General features: G+C 69.1%; 20 protein-coding genes and 1 pseudogene. 13 read left to right on the plus strand and 8 right to left on the minus strand.

Annotated elements, in window-relative coordinates; translation table 11 throughout:
• Positions 1-1176, plus strand: coding sequence for an S-methyl-5-thioribose kinase (gene mtnK / locus ACFXC1_RS24640; protein ID WP_381245858.1), 1176 nt, complete (start codon positions 1-3; stop codon positions 1174-1176).
• Here mtnK and ACFXC1_RS24645 read toward each other — a convergent pair.
• The 5 genes from ACFXC1_RS24645 to ACFXC1_RS24665 all read right to left on the minus strand — a co-directional run bounded on the left by ACFXC1_RS24645 (position 1145) and on the right by ACFXC1_RS24665 (position 6972).
• Complete coding sequence (locus ACFXC1_RS24645; RefSeq protein WP_381245860.1) at positions 1145-1675, minus strand: hypothetical protein; 531 nt, start codon at positions 1673-1675, stop codon at positions 1145-1147. The two genes, mtnK and ACFXC1_RS24645, sit on opposite strands and share 32 nt — an antisense overlap.
• A gap of 117 nt (positions 1676-1792) precedes the next feature.
• Positions 1793-3409 (minus strand): glycerol-3-phosphate dehydrogenase/oxidase, encoded by a 1617-nt coding sequence (locus ACFXC1_RS24650; RefSeq protein WP_381245862.1) that lies wholly within the window; start codon positions 3407-3409, stop codon positions 1793-1795.
• A 9-nt stretch (positions 3410-3418) separates the two neighbouring features.
• Positions 3419-4957: a glycerol kinase GlpK gene (glpK, locus tag ACFXC1_RS24655; RefSeq protein ID WP_381245863.1), complete on the minus strand. Its 1539-nt coding sequence runs from the start codon at positions 4955-4957 to the stop codon at positions 3419-3421.
• Positions 4958-5039: 82 nt separating this feature from the next.
• Positions 5040-5819, minus strand: a complete 780-nt coding sequence (locus ACFXC1_RS24660; protein WP_381245865.1) for an MIP/aquaporin family protein — start codon at positions 5817-5819, stop codon at positions 5040-5042.
• 379 nt (positions 5820-6198) lie between these two features.
• On the minus strand, positions 6199-6972 hold the full coding sequence (locus ACFXC1_RS24665; RefSeq protein WP_019066101.1) for an IclR family transcriptional regulator: 774 nt from the start codon (positions 6970-6972) through the stop codon (positions 6199-6201).
• A 307-nt stretch (positions 6973-7279) separates the two neighbouring features.
• Between ACFXC1_RS24665 and metH the strand changes: the two genes are divergently transcribed.
• The 3 genes from metH (at position 7280) to ACFXC1_RS24680 (ending at position 13608) form a co-directional block, all read left to right on the plus strand.
• Entirely contained in the window at positions 7280-10798 is a 3519-nt protein-coding gene (gene metH, locus ACFXC1_RS24670) for a methionine synthase (protein ID WP_381245868.1), read from the plus strand.
• Positions 10799-10896: 98 nt separating this feature from the next.
• The gene (locus tag ACFXC1_RS24675) at positions 10897-11595 is read left to right on the plus strand and encodes an HAD family hydrolase (protein WP_381245869.1); all 699 of its coding nucleotides are present in this window, start codon (positions 10897-10899) and stop codon (positions 11593-11595) included.
• Between the two features lie 414 nt (positions 11596-12009).
• On the plus strand, positions 12010-13608 hold the full coding sequence (locus ACFXC1_RS24680; RefSeq protein ID WP_381245871.1) for an ABC transporter substrate-binding protein: 1599 nt from the start codon (positions 12010-12012) through the stop codon (positions 13606-13608).
• Positions 13609-13774: 166 nt separating this feature from the next.
• Here ACFXC1_RS24680 and ACFXC1_RS24685 read toward each other — a convergent pair whose 3' ends face one another.
• Together ACFXC1_RS24685 and ACFXC1_RS24690 are read right to left on the minus strand one after the other, a co-directional pair.
• Positions 13775-14446 carry a response regulator gene (locus ACFXC1_RS24685; RefSeq protein WP_019066105.1) on the minus strand — a complete coding sequence of 224 codons (672 nt, stop codon included), beginning with the start codon at positions 14444-14446 and terminating at the stop codon, positions 13775-13777.
• A gap of 493 nt (positions 14447-14939) precedes the next feature.
• Complete coding sequence (locus tag ACFXC1_RS24690; RefSeq protein ID WP_381245873.1) at positions 14940-15953, minus strand: RecB family exonuclease; 1014 nt, start codon at positions 15951-15953, stop codon at positions 14940-14942.
• A gap of 175 nt (positions 15954-16128) precedes the next feature.
• On the opposite strand from ACFXC1_RS24690, the gene ACFXC1_RS24695 reads away from it, so the two are divergent.
• The 3 genes from ACFXC1_RS24695 (at position 16129) to ACFXC1_RS24705 (ending at position 19936) form a co-directional block, all read left to right on the plus strand.
• Positions 16129-18156: a site-2 protease family protein gene (locus tag ACFXC1_RS24695; protein WP_381245875.1), complete on the plus strand. Its 2028-nt coding sequence runs from the start codon at positions 16129-16131 to the stop codon at positions 18154-18156.
• 50 nt (positions 18157-18206) lie between these two features.
• A complete protein-coding gene (locus ACFXC1_RS24700; RefSeq protein ID WP_019066108.1) occupies positions 18207-19109 on the plus strand; it encodes a tRNA (adenine-N1)-methyltransferase in 903 nt (300 codons plus the stop codon).
• Positions 19110-19351: 242 nt separating this feature from the next.
• A complete protein-coding gene (locus tag ACFXC1_RS24705; protein ID WP_381245877.1) occupies positions 19352-19936 on the plus strand; it encodes a hypothetical protein in 585 nt (194 codons plus the stop codon).
• Positions 19937-19967: 31 nt separating this feature from the next.
• On the opposite strand, the gene ACFXC1_RS24710 is transcribed toward ACFXC1_RS24705, so the two are convergent.
• A complete protein-coding gene (locus ACFXC1_RS24710; RefSeq protein WP_078532318.1) occupies positions 19968-20273 on the minus strand; it encodes a ferredoxin in 306 nt (101 codons plus the stop codon).
• A gap of 386 nt (positions 20274-20659) precedes the next feature.
• On the opposite strand from ACFXC1_RS24710, the gene arc reads away from it, so the two are divergent.
• The 6 genes and pseudogenes from arc (at position 20660) to prcA (ending at position 26554) form a co-directional block, all read left to right on the plus strand.
• The gene (gene arc, locus ACFXC1_RS24715) at positions 20660-22426 is read left to right on the plus strand and encodes a proteasome ATPase (RefSeq protein WP_019066111.1); all 1767 of its coding nucleotides are present in this window, start codon (positions 20660-20662) and stop codon (positions 22424-22426) included.
• A gap of 245 nt (positions 22427-22671) precedes the next feature.
• Positions 22672-24183 (plus strand): depupylase/deamidase Dop, encoded by a 1512-nt coding sequence (gene dop / locus ACFXC1_RS24720; RefSeq protein WP_381245879.1) that lies wholly within the window; start codon positions 22672-22674, stop codon positions 24181-24183.
• 155 nt (positions 24184-24338) lie between these two features.
• Positions 24339-24557, plus strand: a complete 219-nt coding sequence (locus ACFXC1_RS24725) for a ubiquitin-like protein Pup (protein WP_019066113.1) — start codon at positions 24339-24341, stop codon at positions 24555-24557.
• A gap of 185 nt (positions 24558-24742) precedes the next feature.
• Positions 24743-24934 (plus strand): annotated as a pseudogene (locus ACFXC1_RS24730) (endonuclease domain-containing protein); the annotation flags it as partial.
• A complete protein-coding gene (prcB, locus tag ACFXC1_RS24735) occupies positions 24886-25731 on the plus strand; it encodes a proteasome subunit beta (RefSeq protein ID WP_381245881.1) in 846 nt (281 codons plus the stop codon). The pseudogene ACFXC1_RS24730 and the gene prcB, both read left to right, overlap by 49 nt.
• A gap of 70 nt (positions 25732-25801) precedes the next feature.
• A complete protein-coding gene (gene prcA, locus ACFXC1_RS24740; RefSeq protein WP_019066115.1) occupies positions 25802-26554 on the plus strand; it encodes a proteasome subunit alpha in 753 nt (250 codons plus the stop codon).
• The last annotated feature ends 74 nt before the right edge of the window (positions 26555-26628 follow it).

A 26628-nucleotide genomic window follows, 5' to 3' on the forward strand; every position in this document is an offset into this window, starting at 1 on the left:
ATGGGCTACCGCATCCTGGAGACCGACGACATCCCGGCCTACCTGCGCGAGCGGGGCCACTGGGCGGACGTGACCGACATCCACGTCCGCGAGGTGTCGGACGGCAACATGAACCGGGTGTTCCTCGCCTCGAACGCCGACGGCAGCCACCGCCTCGCGATCAAGCAGGCGCTGCCCTGGGTGCGGGTGGCCGGGCCCTCCTGGCCGATGAGCCCGGAGCGCGCCGATGCGGAGGCCCGGGCGTACGAGCAGGTGGCCCGGGTGGCCCCCGACAAGATCCCGGCGATCCACGGCTACGACGCCGACAACTACGCCCTCGTCATGGAGGACATGTCCGACCTGGAGGTCCTGCGCACGGTCCTCAACGAGGGCGCGTCCTACGGTCCGGACACCTCGGCGCGGATCGGCGAGTTCGTCGCGCAACTCGCCTTCGCGACCAGTGACTTCGGGATGGAGTCCGCCGACCGCAAGGCGCTGATCGCGGCCTCGGTGAGCCCCGAGCTGTGCAAGATCACGGAAGACGTGGTGCTCTCCGAGCCGTACATCGAGCACGAACACAACAACTGGCTCCCGGAGTTGACGGTCCTGGCCGCCGAGTTCCGCGCGGACACCCGCCTGCGCACGGAGGTCGCCGACCTCCGGTACACGTTCATGACCAGCGCGCAGGCCCTGCTCCACGGCGACCTGCACACCGGCAGTGTCATGGTCGGCGAGCGTGAAGGCGCCCCGGTGGTACGGGTCTTCGACCCCGAGTTCTCCTTCGTGGGCCCGATCGGCTACGACCTCGGCCTGTACTGGGCCAACGTGCTGGTGTCGGAGGAACGGGCGCGTGCGCTGGGCACGTTGTCCGACCACGGCGACCAACTCCGGTTGTCCTGGGAGGCGTTCGAGACGGAGTTCCGCCGTCTGTGGCCTTCGAGGGTCGACACCTTCTTCGACGACGCCTTCCTCGACCGCTTTCTCTCCCGTGTCTGGACCGACTCCGTCGGCTACGCCGGCACGGAGATCGTCCGCCGCATCATCGGCTTCGCCCACCTGACGGACTTGACGACGCTGCCGGATCCGGTGCCCGCGTCCCGGCGGGCGTTGCTGCTGGGGCGCGAACTGATCGTGCGGCGCGGGGAGTTGACGTCACCGGAGCGGGTCACGGCGTTGACTCCGGACGAACGGCGATAGTGCTGACGGTGCCGTTGCCCCAGACGGTGGTGTTCATGATGACCAGGCCGTCGAGGGACAGCGCGGTGAACTCCGGTACGAAACGCGGGGTGAAGAGCGACGCCATCGGACTACGGAACTGATCCACCTCGCTGCGGACCAGATCCCAGCCGTCGCGCAGTCGAACCTGGGCCCAGCCCCGCAGCAGTTCCTCGGGATCGTCGTCCTCGGGACCCCCGTAGTCGACCGCGAGCAGGAACTCTCTGTGTTCGTTGAAGAGTCCATGTTCCGCGGCCATCCGGTACCAGCTCGCGTTGACCTTGTCGGGCATGTCCGGGGCGTCGACATCGACGATCTCGTCCTTGTGGGAGTCGAACCGGCCGTGCTCGGGGCGGGTGGTGGCACATGAATGCCCGGGTGGCAGCGGGAAGTTCGGGGCCTCGTCCCGGGCGAGGCGGGTCACGAAGCGGAACCCGGCGGGCGCCAGCAGTGCGGCCATCTCGGCGTCGGTGATCGTCACCACCGCACGATAGACATGCCGCGCCTTCGGTGCCCCCGAATATCCGGCACGCCGAAGGGGCGGCCCCCTCAACAGGAAGCCGCCCCTTTCACGCCGTAGCGAATGACGCCGTACCGCCTACTTCTTGTCGAGCAGGTCCTGCACCTTCGCGCGGACCTCGTCCGTGGCCAGGCCCCGGATCGTCAGGGTCGTGCGGCGGCGCAGGACGTCGTCCTGGGTCTCCGCCCACTCGTGGTCGCGGGCGTAGACGACCTGCGCCCAGATCTCGGGGGCGTCGGGGTGCACGCGCTGGCCCAACTCCGGGTTCTCGTTGGCGAGTCGGGCGATGTCGAAGGCCAGCGAGCCGTAGTGGGTGGCCAGGTGCTTCGCCGTGTCGGCCGCCATGCGCGGGCCCGGCGCCGGGTTGTCGACGAGGAGGCGGTGGGCGACCGCGCGCGGATTGGCGACACCCGGGAGCGGGAGCTTCTTCGGGAGGGAGGAGATCGGCTCGAAGTCCTCGCCGAGCGGGCGGCCGGGGAGGGACTCCAGCTTCTGCATGACCGTACGGCCGATGTGCCGGAAGGTGGTCCACTTGCCGCCCGCGACGGACAGCATGCCGCCCTTGCCCTCGGTCACCACCGTCTCGCGCTTGGCCTTCGCCGTGCTGCCCGGGCCGCCAGGCAGGACGCGCAGCCCGGCGAAGGAGTACGTGATCAGGTCGCGCGAGAGCTGCTGGTCGCGGACCGAGAACGCGGCCTCGTCCAGGATCTGGGATATGTCCTTCTCGGTGACCGAGACGTCCGCCGGGTCGCCCTCGTACTCCTCGTCGGTCGTGCCGAGGAGCAGCATGTCCTCCCAGGGGAGGGCGAAGGTGATGCGGTACTTGTCGATCGGGGTGGCGAGTGCGGCCTTCCACGGGGACGTGCGCTTCAGGACCAGGTGCGCGCCCTTGGAGAGGCGGATGGAGGGGGCCGCGTTCGGGTCCTCCATCTTGCGCAGGTGGTCGACCCACGGGCCGGTCGCGTTGAGCACCAGGCGGGCGCTCACGCCGAACTCGTCGCCGGAGGTCGTGTCGCGCAGCTCCGCGCCGGTCACCCGGCCCTGGGTGAAGCGCAGGCCGGTGACCTGGGCGTGGTTGAGGACGACCGCGCCCGCCTCGACGGCCGCGCGGACCGTCATCAGCGCCATGCGGGCGTCGTTCATCTGGTCGTCGCCGTACACGGCAACGGCCTTGAGGTTCTGCGTGCGCAGCTCGGGCACGTCCTGCGCCGCCTTGGCGGGGGACAGGAGGTGGCCGACGCCGTCGCCGAACGCGGAGAGCGCGGAGTAGGCGAAGACGCCCGCCCCGAGCTTCGCCGCGCCGTGCGGACCGCCCTTGTAGACGGGCAGGTAGAACGTGAGCGGGTTCGCCAGGTGGGGGGCCACCTGGCGGGACACCGCACGGCGTTCGAAGTGGTTCTCCGCCACCAGCTTCACCGCGCCGGTCTGCAGGTAGCGCAGACCGCCGTGGAGGAGCTTGGAGGAGGCGGAAGAGGTGGCACCGGCGAAGTCGCCGGCGTCGACCAGTGCCACCCGCAGCCCGGACTGCGCGGCGTGCCAGGCGGTGGAGATGCCCAGGATGCCGCCGCCGATGACGAGGAGGTCGTACGTCGCCTTGGAGAGCTGCTCCCGGGTCTCGGCCCGGCTCGGGTTCGAGCCGGAGGCCGGGTGCGTACCGAGGGCAGGCACGGACTGCAGGGTGGACTGACTGGTCATGTGGGGTTCTTACTCCTCGTCCTCGAGCCAGCCCATGGTCCGCTCGACGGCCTTGAGCCAGCTCTTGTACTCACGGTCGCGCTTCTCCGCGGCCATGTTGGGGGTCCACTCGGCGGCCCGGCGCCAGTTGGCACGCAGGTCGTCGGTGCTGGTCCAGAAGCCGACGGCCAGACCGGCGGCGTAGGCGGCGCCGAGGCAGGTGGTCTCGGCGACCATCGGGCGCACCACGGGGGCGTCGACGAAGTCCGAGAGCGTCTGCATCAGCAGGTTGTTGGAGGTCATGCCGCCGTCGACCTTGATCGCGGCGAGCTCGACGCCGGAGTCCTTCGTCATGGCGTCCGTGATCTCACGGGTCTGCCAGGCGGTGGCCTCCAGGACGGCGCGCGCGAGGTGCGCCTTGGTGACGTACCGGGTCAGACCGGCGATCACACCGCGGGCGTCGGAGCGCCAGTACGGGGCGAACAGACCGGAGAAGGCCGGCACGAAGTAGGCGCCGCCGTTGTCCTCGACCGTGAGCGCGAGCGTCTCGATCTCGGCGGCGGTGGAGATGAGGCCCATCTGGTCGCGCATCCACTGCACCAGCGAACCGGTGACGGCGATCGAACCTTCGAGGGCGTAGACCGCCTTCTGGTCGCCGATGCGGTAACCGACCGTGGTGAGCAGGCCGTTGTACGAGTTGACGGGCTTCTCGCCGGTGTTCATCAGCAGGAAGGTGCCGGTGCCGTACGTCGACTTGGCCTCGCCCTCGGCGAAACAGGTCTGGCCGAACAGGGCCGCCTGCTGGTCGCCGAGCGCGGAAGCGACCGGGATGCCCCCGAGCACGTCGCCGAGGCGCCCGCCGGTGACCTCGCCGTAGACCTCGGCGGAGGAGCGGATCTCGGGCAGCATGTTCAGCGGGACGCCGATGGACTCGGCGATCTTCTCGTCCCACTGCATGGTGTGCAGGTTCATCAGCATGGTGCGGGAGGCGTTGGTGACGTCGGTGACGTGCTTGCCGCCGTTGACACCGCCCGTCAGGTTCCAGATGACCCAGCTGTCCATGGTGCCGAAGAGGATGTCGCCGGCCTCGGCGCGCTCGCGCAGGCCCTCGACGTTGTCGAGCAGCCAGCGGGCCTTGGGTCCGGCGAAGTACGACGCGAGCGGCAGTCCGGTCTCGCGGCGGAAGCGGTCCTGGCCGACGTTGCGGCCCAGCTCCTTGCAGAGCGCGTCGGTACGGGTGTCCTGCCAGACGATGGCGTTGTGGACGGGCTCACCGGTGTTCTTGTCCCAGAGGAGAGTCGTCTCGCGCTGGTTGGTGATGCCGATGGCCTTGATGTCGTCGCGGGTGATGCCGGCCTTCTCGATGGCGGAGGCGACGACTTCCTGGACGTTGGTCCAGATCTCGGTGGCGTTGTGCTCGACCCAGCCCGGCTTCGGGAAGATCTGCTCGTGCTCCTTCTGGTCGACGGAGACGATACGGCCGTCCCGGTCGAAGACGATGCAGCGGCTGGAGGTCGTGCCCTGGTCGATGGCCGCGATGAACGGTCCGGCGGTGTGGGCGTCGGTCACTGTGTGCTCCTGAGGGGTTCCGTGGTCGTGAGGACTGGTTCTACGGCTGCTTCAGTGCTCGGAAGTGCTTGGAATTCTGCTTCTAAGCAAAAGCGACGTTGTAGAGGCCTGCAGCGATGGCGCCGCCGATCAGCGGACCGACCACCGGGATCCAGGCGTAGCTCCAGTCGGAACCGCCCTTGTTGGGCAGGGGCAGGAGCGCGTGCACGATGCGCGGGCCCAGGTCACGGGCCGGGTTGATCGCGTAACCGGTCGGGCCGCCGAGCGACAGACCGATGGAGACGACCACGAAGGCGGTGATCAGGGCGCCCAGGGTGCCGAGACCGTTGCCCTTGTCGTTCAGACCCTGCGTCAGGATGGCGAGGATCAGGACGACGGTGCCGATGATCTCGGTGGCGAGGTTCTGCACCACGTTCCGGACCTCAGGACCGGTGGAGAAGATGCCCAGGACCGGGCCAGCGCCCTTCTCCTCGGCCTCGACGGCCTTGGCCGTCGGCTCGCCGACGATCTCCTGGTCGGTCAGGTGCGCCTGGAACTGGCCGTAGTAGGCCACCCAGACGAGTGTCGCGCCGATCATGGCGCCGAGCAGCTGGCCGCCCCAGTAGATCGGGACGTTGTCCCAGCCACCGTCCTTGATCGCGAGTGCGAGCGTCACGGCCGGGTTGAGGTGGGCACCGGAGAGCGGTGCCGAGATGTACACGGCCGTCATGACGGCGAAACCCCACCCGAAGGCGATGGCGAGCCAGCCGGCGTTACGGGCCTTGGAGGCCTTCAGCGTGACGGCGGCGCAGACGCCGCCGCCGAGCAGGATGAGTACGGCGGTACCTATGGTCTCGCCGATGAAGATGTCGGAGCTGGACACCCGCGACTCCTTTGTCCTTCGTCCAGGGAAGCCGAACCCCGGGTCCCGCCGGGGGTTCGTGCGCCCTCGGGGGTGAGAGCGATATCGGCCTTTGGCGTTGCCACACTCTAGCGCGTATTGCCGGTAGGTGTTCGACAATGCCGACCGATGGACGGGAGTCTTGCTCCGGGGTTACAGGCGCGTCAAGAGTGCTGTTATCGAAAACACGATCGTTATTGATCGCTGCGGGCTATCGATCCAGCGACCGATGCGGACGGCAGTCAAGCGGACACCGTGTGTGGTGATTTGGCGTTTTGGCCGACTTTGTTATCCACAGTACGACTGATACCGGAACGTCCGCATGACGTCCCGGTGAGTTCCCGCTGTGAATCCGCTGAGGTCAGAACCGTCCGGCGCCCAGGTCCCGCGACACCGCGCGGGCGCAGTCCCGTACCGCAGCGATCAGCTCGGGCCGCAGCGCGCCGTCCTCGTCGGGCCGGCACAGCCGCTCCACGGCGCCCGTGATGCCGACCGCGCCGACCGGCATGCGCCGCCGGTCGTGGATGGGCGCGGCGATGGACGCGACGCCCTCCCAGGTCTCCTCGACGTCCGCCGCGTACCCACGCGCGCGCGTGACGTCCAGGACGTGCTCGAAGTCGGCCAGCTCGGACACCGTGCGCTCGGTGAAGGGCTTGCGGTCGGCCTCCAGGACCTCGCTGTGCGCGACCGGGTCGTAGGCCGACAGCACCTTGCCCAGGGCCGTGGAGTGCAGCGGCTGCATGGCGCCGATCTCCAGGACCTGCCGGCTGTCGTCGGGCCGGAAGACGTGGTGCACGATCAGGACGCCCTGCTGGTGCAGGACCCCCAGGTGCACGCTCTCGCCGCTGGAGCGGGCCAGGTCGTCCGTCCACACCAGGGCACGCGCGCGTAGCTCGTGCACGTCGAGATAGGTGGTGCCCAGGCGCAGCAGCTCCGCGCCCAGCTGGTAGCGCCCGGAGGCGTCGTCCTGCTCGACGAAGCCCTCCTGCTGGAGGGTGCGCAGGATGCCGTGGGCGGTGCCCTTGGCCAGGCCGAGCGACGAGGCGATGTCCGAGAGGCCGAGCCGTCGCTCGCCGCCCGCGAGCAGGCGCAGCATCGCGGCCGCCCGTTCGAGCGACTGGATGTTCCGTGCCATCGCCGTACTGCCTCCGTCCCGTTCGACCGCCGATGTGCGACGCCGCCGCCATCGTTCGGCAATGTCGAACACTACCGGTCCATGTCGACCTCCCGCTAATGGTCGGTCAATACCTGTTTCGTCATCCGTCGCGAGAACCTAGACGGCGTTGATCCGCCCGTCACCCAGGTCCGCCCCATGGACGCGTCGAGCATTCTCCCGCCCGACCCCGTTACTCTGGCGGCGTGCAAGCTCCCCGGGGAGTTCCGTGAGAGGTTCCCAGGGAAGCCGCAAAGCCGACAGCCGTCGCACTCCAGGGAGCCCCTTCATGGCCTCGTCGCCACTGACCCCTTCTGCCGACAGCCGGACCCGTGTGTCCGAGCTCCGAGAGGCACTCGCCACCCGTGTGGTGGTCGCCGACGGAGCGATGGGCACCATGCTCCAGGCGCAGGAGCCCACTCTCGACGACTTCGAGCAGCTTGAGGGCTGCAACGAGATCCTGAACATCACCCGCCCGGACATCGTCCGCTCGGTCCACGAGGCGTACTTCGGCGCGGGCGTCGACTGCGTCGAGACCAACACCTTCGGCGCCAACCACTCCGCGATGGCCGAGTACGACATCGCCGACCGCGTCTACGAACTCTCCGAGTCCGGTGCCCGCATCGCCCGCGAGACCGCCGACGACTTCGCCGCCCGCGACGGCCGCCGCCGATGGGTCCTCGGCTCCATCGGTCCCGGCACCAAGCTGCCCACCCTCGGCCACATCGGCTACGCCACCCTCCGCGACGGCTTCCAGGCGAACGCCGAGGGTCTGCTCGCCGGCGGCGCCGACGCCCTGATCGTGGAGACCACGCAGGACCTCCTCCAGACCAAGTCGTCGATCCTGGGCGCCCGCCGCGCCATGGAGGCGACCGGAGTCGACGTACCCCTGCTGGTCTCGATGGCCTTCGAGACCACCGGCACCATGCTGCTCGGCTCCGAGATCGGCGCCGCGCTCACCGCGCTGGAACCCCTCGGCATCGACATGATCGGCCTGAACTGCTCGACGGGCCCGGCCGAGATGAGCGAGCACCTGCGCTACCTCGCCCGCCACTCCCGCACCCCGCTGCTCTGCATGCCGAACGCGGGCCTGCCCATCCTCACCAAGGACGGCGCCCACTTCCCGCTCGACCCCGAGGGCCTGGCGGACGCGCAGGAGCACTTCGTCCGCGACTACGGCCTGAACCTGGTCGGCGGCTGCTGCGGTACGACGCCGGAGCACCTGCGCCAGCTGGTCGAGCGGGTCCGCGAGGCCACGCCCACCGAGCGCCACCCCCAGCCCGAGCCCGGTGCCGCCTCGCTCTACCAGACGGTCCCGTTCCGCCAGGACACCGCCTACATGGCGATCGGCGAGCGCACCAACGCCAACGGCTCGAAGAAGTTCCGCGAGGCCATGCTGGAGGCCCGCTGGGACGACTGTGTGGAGATGGCCCGCGACCAGATCCGCGAGGGCGCCCACATGCTGGACCTCTGCGTGGACTACGTGGGCCGCGACGGCGTCGCCGACATGGAGGAACTCGCCGGCCGCTTCGCCACCGCCTCCACGCTGCCCATCGTCCTCGACTCCACCGAAGTCGCGGTCATCCGGGCCGGGTTGGAGAAGCTCGGCGGCCGCGCGGTCATCAACTCCGTCAACTACGAGGACGGCGACGGCCCCGAGTCCCGCTTCGCGAAGGTCACCAAGCTCGCCCAGGAGCACGGCGCCGCGCTCATCGCGCTGACCATCGACGAGGAGGGCCAGGCCCGCACCCCGGAGCACAAGGTCGCCATCGCCGAGCGGCTGATCGAGGACCTCACGACGAACTGGGGCATCCACGAGTCGGACATCCTCATCGACACCCTGACCTTCACCATCTGCACCGGCCAGGAGGAGTCCCGCGGCGACGGCATCGCCACCATCGAGGCCATCCGCCAACTCAAGGCCCGCCACCCGGACGTCCAGACCACGCTCGGCCTCTCCAACATCTCCTTCGGCCTCAACCCGGCCGCCCGCGTCCTGCTCAACTCCGTCTTCCTCGACGAGTGCGTCAAGGCCGGCCTCGACTCGGCGATCGTCCACGCGTCGAAGATCCTCCCGATCGCCCGGTTCACGGAGGAGGAGGTGCAGACCGCCCTCGACCTGATCTACGACCGCCGCGCCGAGGGCTACGACCCCCTCCAGAAGCTGATGGCCCTCTTCGAGGGCGCCACCACCAAGTCCCGTACGGCGGGCCGGGCCGAGGAACTGGCCGCCCTCCCGTTGGACGAGCGGCTCAAGCGCCGGATCATCGACGGCGAGAAGAACGGCCTGGAGACCGACCTCGCCGAGGCCCTGGAGACCCGCCCCGCCCTGGACATCGTCAACGAGACGCTCCTGGACGGCATGAAGGTCGTCGGCGAGCTGTTCGGCTCCGGCCAGATGCAGCTGCCGTTCGTGCTCCAGTCCGCCGAGGTCATGAAGACCGCGGTCGCCTATCTCGAACCGCACATGGAGAAGTCGGACGCCGAGGGCAAGGGCACCATCGTGCTCGCCACGGTGCGCGGCGACGTCCACGACATCGGCAAGAACCTCGTCGACATCATCCTGTCAAACAACGGCTACAACGTCGTCAACCTCGGCATCAAGCAGCCGGTCTCCGCGATCCTGGAAGCCGCCGAGGAGCACCGCGCCGACGTCATCGGCATGTCGGGCCTCCTGGTCAAGTCCACGGTGATCATGAAGGAGAACCTCCAGGAGCTCAACCAGCGCAAGATGGCCGCCGACTACCCGGTCATCCTGGGCGGCGCCGCCCTGACCCGTGCCTACGTCGAGCAGGACCTGCACGAGATCTACGAGGGCGAAGTCCGCTACGCCCGCGACGCGTTCGAGGGCCTGCGCCTGATGGACGCCCTCATCGGCGTCAAGCGGGGCGTGCCCGGCGCGAAGCTGCCCGAGCTCAAGCAGCGCCGGGTACGGGCGACGGCGGCGGTCACAGAGGTCGAGGAGCGCCCCGAGGAGGGCCACGTCCGCTCCGACGTCGCCGTCGACAACCCGATCCCCACCCCGCCGTTCCGCGGCACCCGGGTCATCAAGGGCATCCAGCTCAAGGAGTACGCCTCCTGGCTGGACGAGGGCGCCCTCTTCAAGGGCCAGTGGGGCCTCAAGCAGGCCCGTACGGGCGAGGGACCGTCGTACGAGGAACTGGTGGAGACCGAGGGCCGCCCGCGGCTGCGGGGCCTCCTGGACCGGCTCCAGACCGACAACCTCCTCGAAGCGGCCGTCGTCTACGGCTACTTCCCCTGTGTGTCCAAGGACGACGACCTGATCATCCTGGACGACGAGGGCAACGAGCGGACCCGCTTCACCTTCCCGCGCCAGCGCCGCGGCCGCCGCCTCTGCCTGGCCGACTTCTTCCGGCCCGAGGAGTCCGGCGAGAAGGATGTCGTCGGCTTCCAGATCGTCACGGTCGGCAACCGCATCGGCGAGGAGACCGCCAAGCTCTTCGAGTCCAACTCCTACCGCGACTACCTCGAACTGCACGGCCTGTCCGTCCAGTTGGCCGAGGCGCTCGCCGAGTACTGGCACGCGCGCGTGCGCTCCGAGCTGGGCTTCGCCGGCGAGGACCCCGCGAACGTCGAGGACATGTTCGCCCTCAAGTACCGGGGCGCCCGCTTCTCCCTCGGCTACGGCGCCTGCCCCGACCTGGAGGACCGCGCGAAGATCGCCGACCTGCTGGAGCCCGAGCGCATCGGCGTCCACCTGTCGGAGGAGTTCCAGCTGCACCCGGAGCAGTCGACGGACGCGATCGTCATCCACCACCCCGAGGCGAAGTACTTCAACGCACGTTGATCGGATAAGTCGTACACTGGTCGGTCCACCGCAGGCCGGTTGCCTCTCTGTGAAAAAGAGGCGACCGGCCTGGTCGTCCCTCAAGGAGGTGCGCCAGGATGACCAGCACGGTCCCCGCGCTCGGAACCCGTACGGCCGAAGGCTCCGCTCTCCAGGCCGTTCTCCTCGACATGGACGGCACCCTGGTGGACACCGAGGGCTTCTGGTGGGACGTCGAGGTCGAGGTCTTCGCCGCCCTCGGACACACCCTCGACGACTCCTGGCGCCATGTCGTGGTCGGCGGCCCCATGACCCGCAGCGCCGGCTTCCTGATCGAGGCAACCGGCGCCGACATCACCCTCGCCGAGCTGTCCGTCCTGCTCAACGCCGGTTTCGAGGACCGCATCGGGCGGGCCCTGCCGCTGATGCCGGGCGCCGCCAGACTCCTGGCCGAGCTCTCCGAGTACGAGATCCCCACCGCCCTGGTCTCCGCCTCCCACCGGCGCATCATCGACCGCGTCCTGACCGCGCTCGGCCCCCAGCACTTCGCGCTGACGGTCGCCGGCGACGAGGTGGCGCGCACCAAGCCGTACCCCGACCCGTATCTGTTCGCCGCCGCCCGGCTGGGCGCCGACCCGGCCCGCTGCGCGGTCGTGGAGGACACCGCGACCGGTGTCGCGGCGGCGGAGGCGGCGGGCTGTCTGGTCGTGGCCGTACCGTCCGTGCAGCCCATCGCCCCGGCCCACCGGCGCACTGTCGTGACCTCGCTGGAAGTCGTCGACCTGGCATTTCTGCGGGGACTGATGACCGATCGATGACGGAAATGCGTCAGCCGTTCACCGAGCGTGCAAAGTCCAATGGGAAAAGAATTCACACGCGGTCGACCGGTCGAATTCTGGTGCTCTCCAACCGAGTTGACGGTGTGAGGTTCCCCACGTGCACGGGAGTCGACATCGCCGTCGTCCTGTGCTGTTCACCCCATTTCTGAGGCCGATCACGCACCGTTGTGTCCCGATTGGTGAAACGCTGCACTAATCCTTCCGTCGACGGGTTTTCGGTCTGTCCACAGCCGGTTCCGCAGCGTGATGGGAACTCAACTACGGTGGCCGCGAACCCCTGTGCGGGTCCGGACTAATCTCAACGCGAGAACATCGCCCTTGCCCCCGTGATCGGCGTCACCACCCTATGCATGCCGGGTACACGGAATCGAACAGCTCTGGAGAAACTCGAGCATGAACCGCAAGACTTTGGTGCTGCCGGCCGTCGTCGGCCTGCTCGCGCCGGTGCTCGCCGCCTGTGGCGGTTCCGGCAGCGGTAGTTCCGGCGACGGAGCGATAATCGTCGGCACCACGGACCGGTTCGAGGCGACGAAGGACGCTCCCGCGCCGCTCGACCCCGCCTACGCCTACGACGTCGGCACCTGGAACATCCTGCGCCAGACCGTGCAGACCCTGATGATCCAGCCCAAGGGCGAGGGCGACCCGGTCCCCGAGGCCGCCGAGAAGTGCGGCTTCACCGACACCGGCAGCGAGCGCTACGCCTGCACCCTGCGCGAAGGTCTGAAGTTCGCCAACGGCAGCAAGATCACCGCGGCCGATGTGAAGTACTCCATCGACCGCGCGATGCGCATCAAGGCCGACAGTGGTGTGTTCGCCCTGCTGTCGACCGTCGACACCGTCGAGACCCAGGGCGACCGCGAGGTCATCTTCCACCTGAAGACGGCCGACGCGACCTTCCCGTACAAGCTGTCCACCCCGGTCGCGGGCATCGTGAACCCCGACGACTACGAGAAGGACAAGCTGCGCGACGGCTTCAGCGTGGACGGCTCCGGCCCGTACACGCTCTCGGTCGCCCAGAAGGACGACGCGATCACCACGGCCACGTTCACCAAGAACCCCAATTACAAGGGGACTCTGCAGGTGAACAACAGCAAGGTCGAGATGCGCACCTTCGCGGACGCCACCTCCATGGGCACCGCGCTGAACAAGAGCGACATCGACGTGATGACGCGCACCATGTCGCCCGAGCAGATCCAGAAGCTCGGCGAGGACTCGAACGGCAACATCGACCTCGTCGAGATGCCCGGTCTCGAAATCCGCTACCTGGCCTTCAACACCGACGCCGCCACCGTGAAGACGAAGGCCGTGCGCGAGGCGATGGCCCAGGTCATCGACCGCGGCGAACTCGTCTCCAAGGTCTACGGCACCGAGGCCGAGCCCCTCTACTCGATGGTCCCCGCGACCATCACCGGCCACTCGAACTCCTTCTTCAACAAGTACGGCAACCCGAGCGTCACCAAGGCCAAGTCCCTGCTGACCAAGGCCAACATCACCACCCCGGTGAAGCTCACGCTGCACTACACGACCGACCACTACGGCTCGGCCACCAAGGACGAGTTCGAGCAGCTGCGGACGCAGCTCAACAACAGCGGCCTGTTCGACGTCACCATCAAGGGCGAGCCCTGGTCGACGTTCGTCCCGGCCGAGCGCAAGGGCTCGTACGACGTCTGGGGCATGGGCTGGTTCCCCGACTTCCCCGACGCCGACAACTACCTCGCGCCGTTCCTCGACACGGACAACTTCCTCAAGCTGCCGTACAGCAACCCCGAGATCATCAAGACCCTGATCCCGGAGTCCCGCCGCGAGGCCGACCGGCTCGCCGCCGCCAAGAGCCTCACCAGCATCCAGGACATCGTCGCCACGGACGTCCCGCTGATCCCGCTCTGGCAGGGCAAGCAGTACGTCGCCGCCCGCGACGACATCACGGGCACCGCGTACGTGCTCAACTCCTCCTCGACGCTCCAGCTGTGGGAGCTCGGCCGAGGCGTGTGACCGCCTGAGGGCGCAGTGAGCAAGTTCCACCAGTGGCCGGTCCTGCCCATCGCGGCGGGGCCGGCCACTGGCCTGTTGAAGAACCGGATCCGCCCCGCAGACACGGAGAGGGCGCCCCTGTCAGGAAGGGGCGCCCTCTCCGCTCGTATCCGGTCTTCTACGGCGTCTACTGCGCGCCGGGTCGCACCAACCCGCTCTCGTACGCGTACACCGCCGCCTGCACCCGGTCGCGCAGGCCCAGCTTGGTGAGGACGTGCCCCACATGCGTCTTGACGGTGGTCTCGCTGACGAACAGATCGGCGGCGATCTCCGCGTTCGACAGCCCGCGCGCCACCAGCTTCAGCACCTCGACCTCACGCTCGGTCAGCGTGTGCAGGGCGTCCGGCACCGGCTCGTCACCGGACGGCAGATGACCGGCGTACTTGTCGAGCAGCCGCCGCGTGATGCTCGGCGCGAGCATGGCCTCGCCGGCGGCCACCACCCGGATCGCCTGCACCAGTTCGTTCGCCGGCGCGTCCTTCAGCAGGAAGCCACTGGCACCGGCCCGCAACGCCTCCACCACGTATTCGTCGAGGTCGAAGGTGGTCAGCACCAGCACCTTCGCCGGGCCGTCCCGCCCGGGGCCGGTGATCTGGCGGGTCGCCTCCACCCCGTCCATCCGCGGCATACGGATGTCCATCAGCACGACATCGGGCTGCAGAGCCCGCACCTGGTCGAGCGCCTGCAGACCGTCACCGGCCTCGCCGACGACCGCGAGATCCTGCTCGGCCTCCAGAATCATCCGGAACCCGGTGCGCAGCAGCGGTTGGTCGTCGACAAGTAGGACGCGGATGGCCACGTGAGTCTCCTTCGCTAGCCCGGGCCCATTCTGCCCTGCGCGCCAGGCGACTACCCGACCGGGCTGATCGCCTCGGCACCTCGACCGCCACGGCGACCTGGCCGGTCCGGCGACCTCGACCGCCACGGCGACCTGGCCGGTCCGGCGACCTGGCCGGTCCGGCGACCTTGCCGGTCCGGCTGCTCGACCGACTCGACCGGTCCGATCCACTCGACCGGTCCGGCGATCTCGTCGCTCCGGCTGCCCCACCCGCTCAACCGGTCCGACCGACTCGACCGGTCCGGCGGACTGACCTGCTTGCCGGACCCGATCGGCCTTACGGCCTGCTCTGCCTCACGGCCTGCCCTGCGGGCTTGACTTGCTCGACGGCCCGGCCCGGCCGACCGGCAGAGGCCGGGCCGCTGCCCGCCGGTGGCGTCGGCGTCGCCGCTGGGCCGTCGGCCAAAACGGCGTCGGCCGCGATGCTCCCCGGCGGAAACACCCTCGGCTGTCCCTAGCCCGCGCTGGAGTCACCGTCCGCTGCCGTGCCTTCGGCAGAAACACCGTGGGTCGCTGTGCCTTCGGCTGAGACGCCGTCGGGCATCCGCATCCGCACCGGCAGCGGATACGGCGGGGGAGTGCCGCCGAACTCCGGGCACACCGACTGGTGGTCGCACCAGCCGCACAGCTTGGTCGGCCGCGGCAGCCACTCACCCGTCTCCGTGGCCAGCCGGATCGCCTCCCACAGCGCCAGCAGCTTGCGCTCCACCCGCTCCAGATCCGCGAGGACGGGGTCGTACGTCAGCACGTCCCCGCTTCCCAGGTACACCAGTTGGAGCCGCCGCGGCACGACCCGCTTCAGCCGCCAGACCACCAGCGCGTAGAACTTCATCTGGAACAGCGCGCCCTCGGCGTACTCCGGCCGGGGCGCCTTGCCCGTCTTGTAGTCGACGATCCGCACATCACCCGTGGGCGCCACATCGACCCGGTCGATGATCCCGCGCAGCTTCAGCCCCGAGTCCAACTCGGCCTCGACGAACATCTCGCGCTCGGCGGGCTCCAGCCGCGTCGGATCCTCGAGGGAGAACCATCGCTCCACCAGCCGCTCCGCCTCCCCGAGCCAGCGCGCCAACCGCTCGCCCTCCGGATCGTCGGCGAACAGCTCCACGACCTCCGGCCGGGTCTCCCGCAACCGGTCCCACTGCCCGGGGATCAACGACTTCGCACGCGGCGCCGTACGCTCGGCGGCCGGCGCGTCGAAGAGCCGCTCGAGGACCGAGTGCACCAAGGTCCCCCTGGTCGCCGCCTCGCTGGGCCTCTCGGGCAGCCGGTCGATCACCCGGAACCGGTACAGCAACGGGCACTGCATGAAGTCGCTGGCGCGCGAGGGAGACAGCGAGGCGGGCGCTATGGCGACACGCTCGACCACGCCCACCGTCCCCGTCTCCACTGCCGCTTCCGCGCCCGGCTCCGCCACCGCGCCCTCGTCGCCGACTGTCCCCGCGACGCCCTCCGCACTCGTCTCCATGCCCACAGACCTTACGGCCCGCCACTGACAGTTACCCGCCCTCGGCCGTCGTGCCCGCGACAGCCGGGGAAACACGGGGGGTGCCGGGGCGGAACGCGTCGCGACCGCCGCATACCATCGACCCGAGACCCCTCCGCCCGGCTGGCGCGGAGGACGCTTCGAACGAGGGGACACCGTGGACGAGAGCGGCGGCAGCGCACAGCCGCGGTCCGGCAACGACGAGCCGACCGAACACGCCACGGGCGCCACGACCCCGGCCGCCGATCCCGGCACCCCCGAACCGAAACACGACGAGACCCCCCGTAACGGCGCCGAGAGGCCGATCCGGCACGTCGGGGACCCCGACACGTCGTCCACGAACCACGCGAAGCCGACCACCCCCGACCAGCCGGAGACGCCGACTCCGTCCGGGACAACACCGACTCCGTCCGGGACAACACCGACGGACCACGACGAGCCGGGACCGCCGTCCGGGCCCACCGCGAGCGACGGCTCGCCGCCGGGATCGGCCACGCCGCCGACCGGCCCCGCGCCGCAGGACGACCTCTCGGCGCCGGTATCGAGCACGCCGACCTTTGACTCGGCCTCGCTGCCCACCGACTCCGCCCCGCACGACGGCCCGTCGACCCCGGCATCGGGCACGTCGTCCGCCGACTCCACTCCGCCCGACGGCACACCGGCGGCGATCTCCGGAACGCCGTCCACCAGCCCCGCCCCGCACGACAGCATGTCGGCGCCGGCATCGGGCACGCCGTCCGCAAACTCCGCCCCGCACGAGGCCGTACCGGCGCCTGAAACGGGCACGCCGCCCGCCGAATCCGCCGCCAACGCCGACCCGTCGACCCCGGTATCCGGCACACCGTCCACCGGCCTCACCCCCCACGCCGACACGGACACCGCGACCGGCACCCCCCACAAGGCCACCACCCCCTACGACACCGACCGGGCCCCGGACCGCCCCCACGCCCACACGGACGCGCCCACGCCCCCCGACGCCCGCCCCAGCACCGGCACCTCCATGCCCAAGGGACGCCCCCCGCAGCGCCCCAAGGAGCCCGGTGGCGGCCTGCTGATGGGGCGGCCCTTCGGGGTGCCCGTCTACGTGGCGCCCAGCTGGTTCCTCGTCGCAGCCCTCATCACCTGGGTGTTCGGCGGCCAACTGGACCGCGTCCTGCCCGAACTCGGCGCCGCCCGCTACCTCGTGGCCCTTTTCTTCGCGGTCGCCTTCTACGGCTCGGTCCTGGTGCACGAACTCGCGCACACCGTCGCCGCCCTCCGCTTCAAACTCCCGGTCCGCCGCATCCAGTTGCAGTTCTTCGGCGGCGTCTCCGAGATCGAGAAGGAGGCCGAGACCCCCGGCAGGGAGTTCGTGCTGGCCTTCGTCGGCCCCCTGCTCTCGCTGATCCTCTCGGGCATCTTCTACCTGGCCATGCAGCCGGTGGAGCCAGGCACCGTGCCCGGTGTCCTGTTGGCCGGCCTGATGGTCTCCAACCTCATCGTGGCCGCCTTCAACCTCCTGCCCGGCCTGCCCCTCGACGGCGGCCGGATGCTCCGCGCCGTCGTCTGGAAGATCACCGGCAGGCCCATGAGCGGCACGATCGCCGCCGCCTGGGTCGGCCGCGCCCTCGCCGTCTCCGTCCTGATCGGCCTCCCGCTGCTCACCCAGACCGGCGCCCTCGGCACCAACACCGAGGACATCAGTGGCATGGACACCGTCACGGACGCCCTCCTGGCCGCGATCCTCGCCGCGATCATCTGGACCGGCGCCGGCAACAGCCTGCGCATGGCCAGGCTGCGCGAGCACCTCCCGGACCTCCGCGCCCGCAACCTCACCCGCCGCGCGGTACCCGTCGAGACCAACACCCCCCTCTCCGAGGCCCTGCGCCGCGCCAACGCGGCCGGCGCCCGCGCCCTGGTCGTCGTCGACGCCGACGGCCAGCCCCTCTCCCTCGTCCGCGAGGCCGCCATCGTCGGCGTCCCCGAACACCGCCGCCCCTGGGTCTCCGTCAGCGGCCTCGCGCAGGACCTCACCGAGGGCATGCGCGTCTCCGCGGAACTGGCCGGCGAGGACCTCCTCGACACCCTGCGCGCGACCCCGGCCACCGAATACCTCGTGGTCGAGGAGACCGGCGAGATCTACGGCGTCCTGTCCGCGGCCGACGTGGAGCGGGCCTTCGTGAAGGCCATGGCCCGCCCCAACTGAGGCACGCGCGCGTGGTCGGCGACCCCCGCAAACGCCGGTAGGCTGGTCACATGTCCGAACCGACCGGTGCCGCCCGCAGGCGCGGGCCCTTCAAGGTCGGGGACCAGGTTCAGCTGACCGACCCCAAGGGCCGCCACTACACGTTCACGCTCGAAGCGGGGAAGAACTTCCACACCCACAAGGGTTCCTTCCCGCACGACGAGCTGATCGGCGCACCCGAGGGCAGCGTTGTCCGCACCACCGGAAACGTCGCCTACCTCGCGCTGCGCCCCCTGCTCCCCGACTACGTCCTGTCCATGCCCCGCGGCGCCGCCGTGGTCTACCCCAAGGACGCGGGGCAGATCCTGTCCTTCGCGGACATCTTCCCCGGCGCGCGCGTCGTGGAAGCGGGCGTGGGCTCCGGCTCGCTCAGCAGCTTCCTGCTGCGCGCCATCGGCGACCAGGGCATGCTGCACTCCTACGAGCGCCGCGAGGACTTCGCCGAGATCGCCCAGCAGAACGTGGAGCGCTACTTCGGCGGCCCGCACCCCGCCTGGCAGCTCACCGTAGGCGACCTCCAGGACAACCTGTCCGACACGGACGTCGACCGCGTCATCCTGGACATGCTCGCCCCCTGGGAGTGCCTGGAGGCCGTCTCCAAGGCGCTCGTGCCCGGCGGCATCCTGTGCTGCTACGTCGCGACCACCACCCAGCTCGCGCGGACCGTCGAGTCCATCCGCGAGATCGGCTCCTTCAACGAGCCGACCGCCTGGGAGACGATGCTCCGCAACTGGCACGTCGAGGGCCTGGCCGTCCGCCCCGACCACCGGATGATCGGCCACACCGGCTTCCTCCTCACCGCCCGCCGCCTCGCGGACGGTGTCGAGCCCCCCATGCGCCGCCGCCGTCCCTCCAAGGGCGCCTACGGCGACGACTACACCGGCCCGAACGCGGACGGCGGTGGCGGCCGCTAGCTCCCGCCGCGCCGCACCCTTGGCGGCCCTGTGCCGCACTCAACGCACGAACGCCGTGGCCGAGTTCCCGGAAGACCTCCGGGAACTCGGCCACGGCGTCTTTCTGCTGACGTACCGCCACGGCCGAACCCTCCCGGGCGATCACGCGAACGAACTGTCGACCCCGCCGTTCCCCCGCATTGTGACGTGTGGCACCATGCAGGCCACCCCCACCGGCACAGCCCTCACAGGAGACACTCCTAGTGCAGCACTCCGCCGTCCCGGAACTGGAACTGGCACACACGAACACCCGGCCCATCCACTGGGTCGCCACCGCCACGGCACTCGCCGCCGTCGTGGCGCTCTCCTCGGTCCTGCAGCCCGATTCGGCGCGCGCAGCCCAGGCCTCCGGCCCGCAGGCGAAGTCCGCGCCCGCCACCGCCGCTGCCCCCGCGACCACAGGGGTCGACTTTCCCATCCAGTGCGGTCCCACGAAGGCCGTCGTCCAGAAGCAGGCCTCCGGCGACCTCGACGGCGACGGCAGGCCGGAGACGGTCGCCGTGGTCCACTGCGACGCCGGCATGGGCACCCCGCCCGACGGCGTCTACGTCCTGACCCAGGCCGCGCACGCCGCCAGGCCGCGCGTGGTGGCCACCCTGATCGCACCGAAATCCCGGGAGACGGTCACCGAGTTCGCCGTACGCGGTGGCGCCGTACTCGCGACCATGCTCGGCTACTCGACCCAGGACGTGCCCAGTTGCTGCCCTGACGTCAAGGAGAGCGCGAAGTGGCAGTGGAAGAACGGCACGTTCGTCCGCTCCACGCCCGGCAACACCCAGAGCGTCTGACGACGCCCCTGGGCCGCCTCCCCGACGGCCCTCAGGCCGCGTCGGGGCCGTACACCTCGACCCGGTCCGCGACCCGGCGCACATGAATGCAGTCGCCGGGACACTCCTTCGCGGAGTCCACCACGTCGACCAGCAGCGGCAGCGGCACGGGCGTGGTGGCGCCCTTGGCCTGCAGCAGCTCGTCGTCCGGGCTCTTCACATAGGCCAGACCGTCGATGTCCAGCTCGAAGACCTCGGGGGCGTACTGGGCGCAGATGCCGTCGCCGGTACAGAGGTCCTGGTCGATCCAGACCTCCAGCGCCTCGCCGTCGGCCGCTGCCTCGTCCTGCACGGTGATGTCTCCTGCTTCCGCCGGGTGTTGAACGCTTCGACCCTACCTCTGCGCACCCGGGCGACACTTCCTGGAGAACCCTGGTTTCACGCCACGACATGACGGGCACCGTCCGCCCGGACACTCTCCGTCAAGGGGCGCCCCGGCGGGATTTCGCCGGGCCCCGGACCCGCCGTCACGGCAACTCACGTCCCCCATGAAGGATTTTGACCGACCCAGCCTTGGAACAGTCGGCTTCCGAATCACGTTGAGTGGGTATCCAGACGGCGTGAGGGAGAGCGCAGGGTGACCGACGACACACCTTGACAGTCTTTGTGATCTAGGGGTTTCAATCGACACCCACCCAGGTAGGGTCTGGAAGCGTCCAGCTCCCCTTGGAGGAGGTGAGGACCGTGGCAGCCCACGACGACGACATGAACCGCGGCATCCGCCCGGGACGAGGGTCCGACGACCCGTCCGGGCAGATTGCCTACCTTGAGCAGGAGATCGCCGTCCTGCGACGTAAGCTCGCCGACTCTCCGCGACACACGAGGATTCTCGAAGAGCGGATCGTCGAGCTGCAGACCAATCTGGCCGGAGTGTCCGCCCAGAACGAGCGACTCGCCAACACGCTCCGTGAGGCCCGCGACCAGATCGTGGCCCTCAAGGAAGAGGTCGACCGGCTCGCACAGCCACCGGCCGGCTTCGGAGTCTTCCTCGTGGCCAACGAGGACGGCACCGCGGACATCTTCACCGGCGGCCGCAAACTCCGGGTGAACGTCAGCCCAAGCGTGGATCTCGAAGAGCTCCGCCGCGGCCAGGAAGTAATGCTCAACGAAGCGCTCAACGTGGTCGAGGCCATGGAGTACGAGCGCGTCGGCGACATCGTCACCCTCAAGGAGATCCTTGAGGACGGCGAACGCGCCCTCGTGGTGGGGCACACCGACGAGGAGCGGGTGGTGCGGCTCGCCGAGCCACTGCTGGACATCACCATCCGCCCCGGCGACGCCCTGCTGCTCGAACCCCGTTCCGGCTACGTCTACGAGATCGTCCCGAAGAGCGAGGTCGAGGAACTAGTCCTCGAAGAGGTCCCCGACATCGGCTACGAGCAGATCGGCGGTCTGGGCGGCCAGATCGAGATGATCCGCGACGCGGTCGAGCTCCCGTACCTCTACCCCGACCTCTTCAAGGAGCACGAACTGCGGCCGCCCAAGGGCGTCCTGCTGTACGGGCCTCCCGGATGCGGAAAGACGCTCATCGCCAAGGCCGTCGCCAACTCGCTGGCCAAAAAGGTCGCCGAGGTCACCGGACAGGCCACCGGCAAGAGCTTCTTCCTCAACATCAAGGGCCCCGAGCTCCTGAACAAGTACGTCGGAGAGACCGAGCGGCAGATCCGCCTCGTCTTCCAGCGTGCTCGTGAGAAGGCCAGCGAGGGCACTCCCGTCATCGTCTTCTTCGACGAGATGGAATCCCTCTTCCGCACCCGCGGATCCGGTGTCAGCTCGGACGTGGAGAACACCATCGTCCCCCAGCTGCTCGCCGAGATCGACGGCGTGGAAGGCCTGCAGAACGTGGTCGTCATCGGCGCCTCGAACCGCGAGGACATGATCGACCCCGCCATCCTGCGCCCCGGCCGCCTGGACGTGAAGATCAAGATCGAACGTCCCGACGCCGAGGCCGCCAAGGACATCTTCGGCAAGTACCTCACCGAGCGCCTCCCGCTCCACCCCGACGACGTCGGCGAGCACAGCGGCGACAAGACCACCACCGTCCAGAGCATGATCCAGACGGCCGTGGAACACATGTACACGGAATCCGAGGAGAACCGCTTCCTGGAGGTCACCTATGCCAACGGTGACAAGGAAGTCCTCTACTTCAAGGACTTCAACTCCGGCGCCATGATCGAGAACATCGTGGGCCGGGCCAAGAAGATGGCCATCAAGGACTTCCTCGACCACAAGCAGAAGGGCATCCGCGTCTCCCACCTCCTCCAGGCTTGCGTGGACGAGTTCAAGGAGAACGAGGACCTGCCCAACACCACCAACCCGGACGACTGGGCCCGGATCTCCGGAAAGAAGGGCGAACGGATCGTCTACATCCGTACGCTCATCACCGGCAAGCAGGGCGCCGACACCGGACGCTCCATCGACACGGTGGCGAACACCGGTCAGTACCTGTAAAAAGCAGGGTGGCTGCGGGTGCCCTAGGCGGGTACCCGCAGCCAACTGTTTTTCAGGCCATGACCGCGACAAGGGGCGCGCAAGGCAATGACGCAAATGATCTCCCCACCAGCGCAAAGCCGTTCTAGGCTCTTCGGTACCGCCGAGTCGCGCAGTGCGGGGACGGGCACCGCACACGCACCGGAGCGCCAGCGGTACTTGAGCGGCGCCCCCGACCGAGGGCGCCGCCGGGCAAGGAGGGCCGCATGACCGTACGGCGAGTAATGGGCATCGAGACGGAGTACGGGATCTCCGTCCCCGGCCACCCGAACGCCAATGCCATGCTCACCTCGTCCCAGATCGTCAACGCCTACGCGGCGGCGATGCACCGGGCCCGGCGGGCCCGCTGGGACTTCGAGGAGGAGAATCCGCTGCGGGACGCGCGAGGCTTCGACCTCGCCCGGGAGGCCGCCGACTCCACCCAGCTCACCGACGAGGACATCGGCCTCGCCAATGTCATCCTCACCAACGGCGCGCGCCTCTACGTCGACCACGCACACCCGGAGTACAGCTCCCCCGAAGTCACCAACCCCATGGACGCCGTTCTGTGGGACAAGGCCGGCGAGCGCATCATGGCGGAGGCCGCCGAGCGCGCGGCCCAACTCCCGGGCGCGCAGCCGATCCACCTCTACAAGAACAACACCGACAACAAGGGCGCCTCCTACGGGACGCACGAGAACTATCTGATGAAGCGGGAGACCCCCTTCTCGGACATCGTGCGCCACCTGACGCCCTTCTTCGTGTCCCGACAGGTCGTCACCGGAGCCGGCCGTGTGGGCATCGGCCAGGACGGACACGAGCACGGCTTCCAGCTCAGCCAGCGCGCCGACTACTTCGAGGTCGAGGTCGGCCTGGAGACCACCCTCAAGCGCCCGATCATCAACACCCGCGACGAACCGCACGCGGACGCCGAGAAGTACCGCCGTCTGCACGTGATCATCGGCGACGCCAACCTCTCCGAGATCTCGACCTATCTGAAGCTCGGCACCACGGCTCTGGTCCTCTCCATGATCGAGGACGGCTTCATCGCGGTGGACCTGGCCGTGGACCAGCCGGTCCGCACCCTCCACCAGGTCTCCCACGACCCCACTCTCAAGCGTCTGGTCACCCTCCGCAGCGGCCGGACACTCACCGCGGTCCAGCTGCAGATGGAGTACTTCGAGCTGTCCCGCAAGTACGTCGAGGAACGCTACGGCTCCGACGCGGACGACCAGACCAAGGACGTCCTCGCCCGCTGGGAGGACACGCTCAACCGCCTGGAGAACGACCCGATGAGCCTGGCCGGCGAGCTGGACTGGGTCGCCAAGCGGGAGCTCATGGAGGGCTACCGGCGCCGGGACGGCCTCGACTGGGACGCGGCACGGCTGCAGCTGGTCGACCTCCAGTACGCGGACGTACGGCCCGACAAGGGCCTCTACAACCGCCTGGTGGCCCGCGGCCGTATCAAGCGGCTGCTGGACGAGGACACGGTCGAGAAGGCGCGTACGTCGCCGCCGGAGGACACGCGCGCGTACTTCCGCGGACGCTGCCTGGAGCAGTACGCCGACGACGTCGCGGCGGCTTCCTGGGACTCCGTGATCTTCGACCTCCCGGGCCGGGACTCGCTCCAGCGCGTCCCAACCCTGGAACCGCTTCGCGGAACGCGTAATCACGTCAAGGAGCTCCTGGACCGCTGTCGTACGGCGGAAGACCTGGTCAGGGTCCTGTCGGGCGGCTGACAGGACCCTCGGATCCGGTGCTCCGGACAGGGTGGAATGTCCGGTGGCCGGGAATCATCGAGGTGGCCGCCGTACGTTGTAGGAACTGCGGGGCCGATGTCAGTCCCTGCAAGTAGGGTCTGATCAAGAACGTCGAACCGAGCGGGGTGAGGGTTATGGCGACCAAGGACACCGGCGGCGGACAGCAGAAGGCGACGCGCTCCACGGAGGAGGTCGAGGAACAGGCCGAGGAAGCGCAGGCTACCGACGACCTCAAGGAGCGCCACGAGAAGCTGAGCGATGACGTGGACTCCGTCCTGGACGAGATCGACGACGTCCTGGAGGAGAACGCCGAGGACTTCGTGCGGTCCTTCGTTCAAAAGGGCGGCCAGTAGGTCGCTCTGCCCTTCGATTCGAAGGTGAACGGGGTGGCGTCGTGGCAGGCGAGGCGAAGATGAAGTGCTGCGTGCGGTGCGGTCGGACCAAACCGCACGCAGTCTTCGCATCCGAGCGCACGAATCGCGTGCGATTCGGGGAGAGCCGGCCGCGTTCGGAGCGGTATTCCGAGCGGTGAAGGAATGCCTCCGCCGTTCATGTGGATCACTGCCACCAGACGGGTAGGGTCCGTTGCGTACTGTGCTTCAACTGCAATTCGGCCATCGGCAAGTTGGGAGATGATCCCGACGCTGTTCGTCGGGCTGCCGCCTACTTGGAAGGATCCTCGTGGAAGCCAACACTCGTAGCACCGGGCGTCTACCAGCTGCCTTCCTGACGCCCGGGTCGTCGTCCTTCATGGACTTCCTCTCCGACCACCAGCCGGAGATGCTTCCGGGCAACCGGCAACTGCCGCCCACTCAGGGCGTCGTCGAGGCCCCGCACGGCACGACCATCGTCGCCGTCACGTTCCCCGGCGGCGTGGTGCTCGCCGGTGACCGGCGGGCCACCATGGGCAATGTCATCGCACAGCGGGACATCGAGAAGGTCTTCCCGGCGGACGAGTACTCGGCCGTCGGTATCGCCGGCACCGCCGGCCTCGCCGTCGAGATGGTCAGGCTCTTCCAGCTGGAGCTGGAGCACTTCGAGAAGGTCGAAGGCGCCCAACTCTCCCTGGAGGGCAAGGCGAACCGACTGTCCACCATGATCCGTTCCAACCTCGGCATGGCCATGCAGGGCCTGGCCGTGGTCCCGCTCTTCGCCGGCTTCGACGTGGACCGCGGCATCGGCCGCATCTTCTCCTACGACGTGACGGGCGGCCGTTCCCAGGAGCACGGCTACGCGGCCACCGGCTCCGGCTCGGTCTTCGCCCGCAGTGCCATGAAGAAGCTCTTCCACGACGGACTGACCGAGTCCGAGGCCACGACCCTCGTGGTGCAGGCCCTCTACGACGCCGCTGACGACGACTCGGCGACCGGTGGACCCGATGTGGCCCGCCGGATCTACCCGATCGTCACCGTGATCACCGAGGACGGCTTCCGCCGGCTCACCGACGACGAGTCCTCCGAGATCGCCGCCTCGATCCTGGAGCGGCGACTGCAGCAGCCCGACGGCCCGCGCGCCGCGCTGCTCTGACCGCGGGCCCGTTCTCATTCAAGGTGATCCAGTGACTTCGACGGAACTTTAAAGAGAGGGACGGATACCGGTGTCGACGCCGTTCTATGTCTCACCCCAGCAGGCCATGGCCGACCGGGCGGAGTACGCCCGCAAGGGCATCGCCCGTGGCCGCAGCCTGGTCGTGCTGCAGTTCGCCGACGGCATTGTCTTCGTCGGCGAGAACCCGTCCCGCGCGCTGCACAAGTTCAGCGAGATCTACGACCGGATCGGGTTCGCGGCCGCCGGAAAATACAACGAGTACGAGAACCTGCGGATCGGCGGCGTGCGCTACGCCGACATGCGCGGTTACACCTACGACCGCGCGGATGTGACCGCCCGCGGTCTCGCCAATGTCTACGCCCAGACGCTCGGCACGATCTTCTCCAGCGCGGCCGAGAAGCCGTACGAGGTGGAGCTGGTCGTCGCGGAGGTCGGGGACACCTCCGACGGCGATCAGATCTACCGGCTGCCGCACGACGGTTCGATCGTGGACGAGCACGGCTCGGTCGCGGTCGGCGGCAACGCGGAGACGATCAGCAGCTATCTGGATCAGCGCCACCGCGACGGCATGACGCTCGCGGAGGCGCTCAAGCTGGCCGTGCAGTCCCTGTCCCGTGACACGAACGGCAGCGAGCGGGAGATCCCCGCCGAGCGCCTGGAGGTCGCGGTGCTGGACCGTACCCGCCCGCAGGCCCGCAAGTTCAAGCGGATCGTCGGCGGCGAGCTGTCCCGGCTGCTCGGTGAGAGCGCGGACGCCTCGTCGGAGTCCGACGACGACGGCGAGGACGACGCCGAGAAGTGAGCCGACGTTCGCTCAGCTCCTAAGCCCTTCGTGGGGGGCCGCCCGGGGGGGCCGCGGCGGCGCCGGGCGCGGCG

It is taken from the genome of Streptomyces hokutonensis (assembly GCF_042751305.1).
In the GTDB taxonomy this organism is placed as follows: domain Bacteria; phylum Actinomycetota; class Actinomycetes; order Streptomycetales; family Streptomycetaceae; genus Streptomyces; species Streptomyces hokutonensis_A.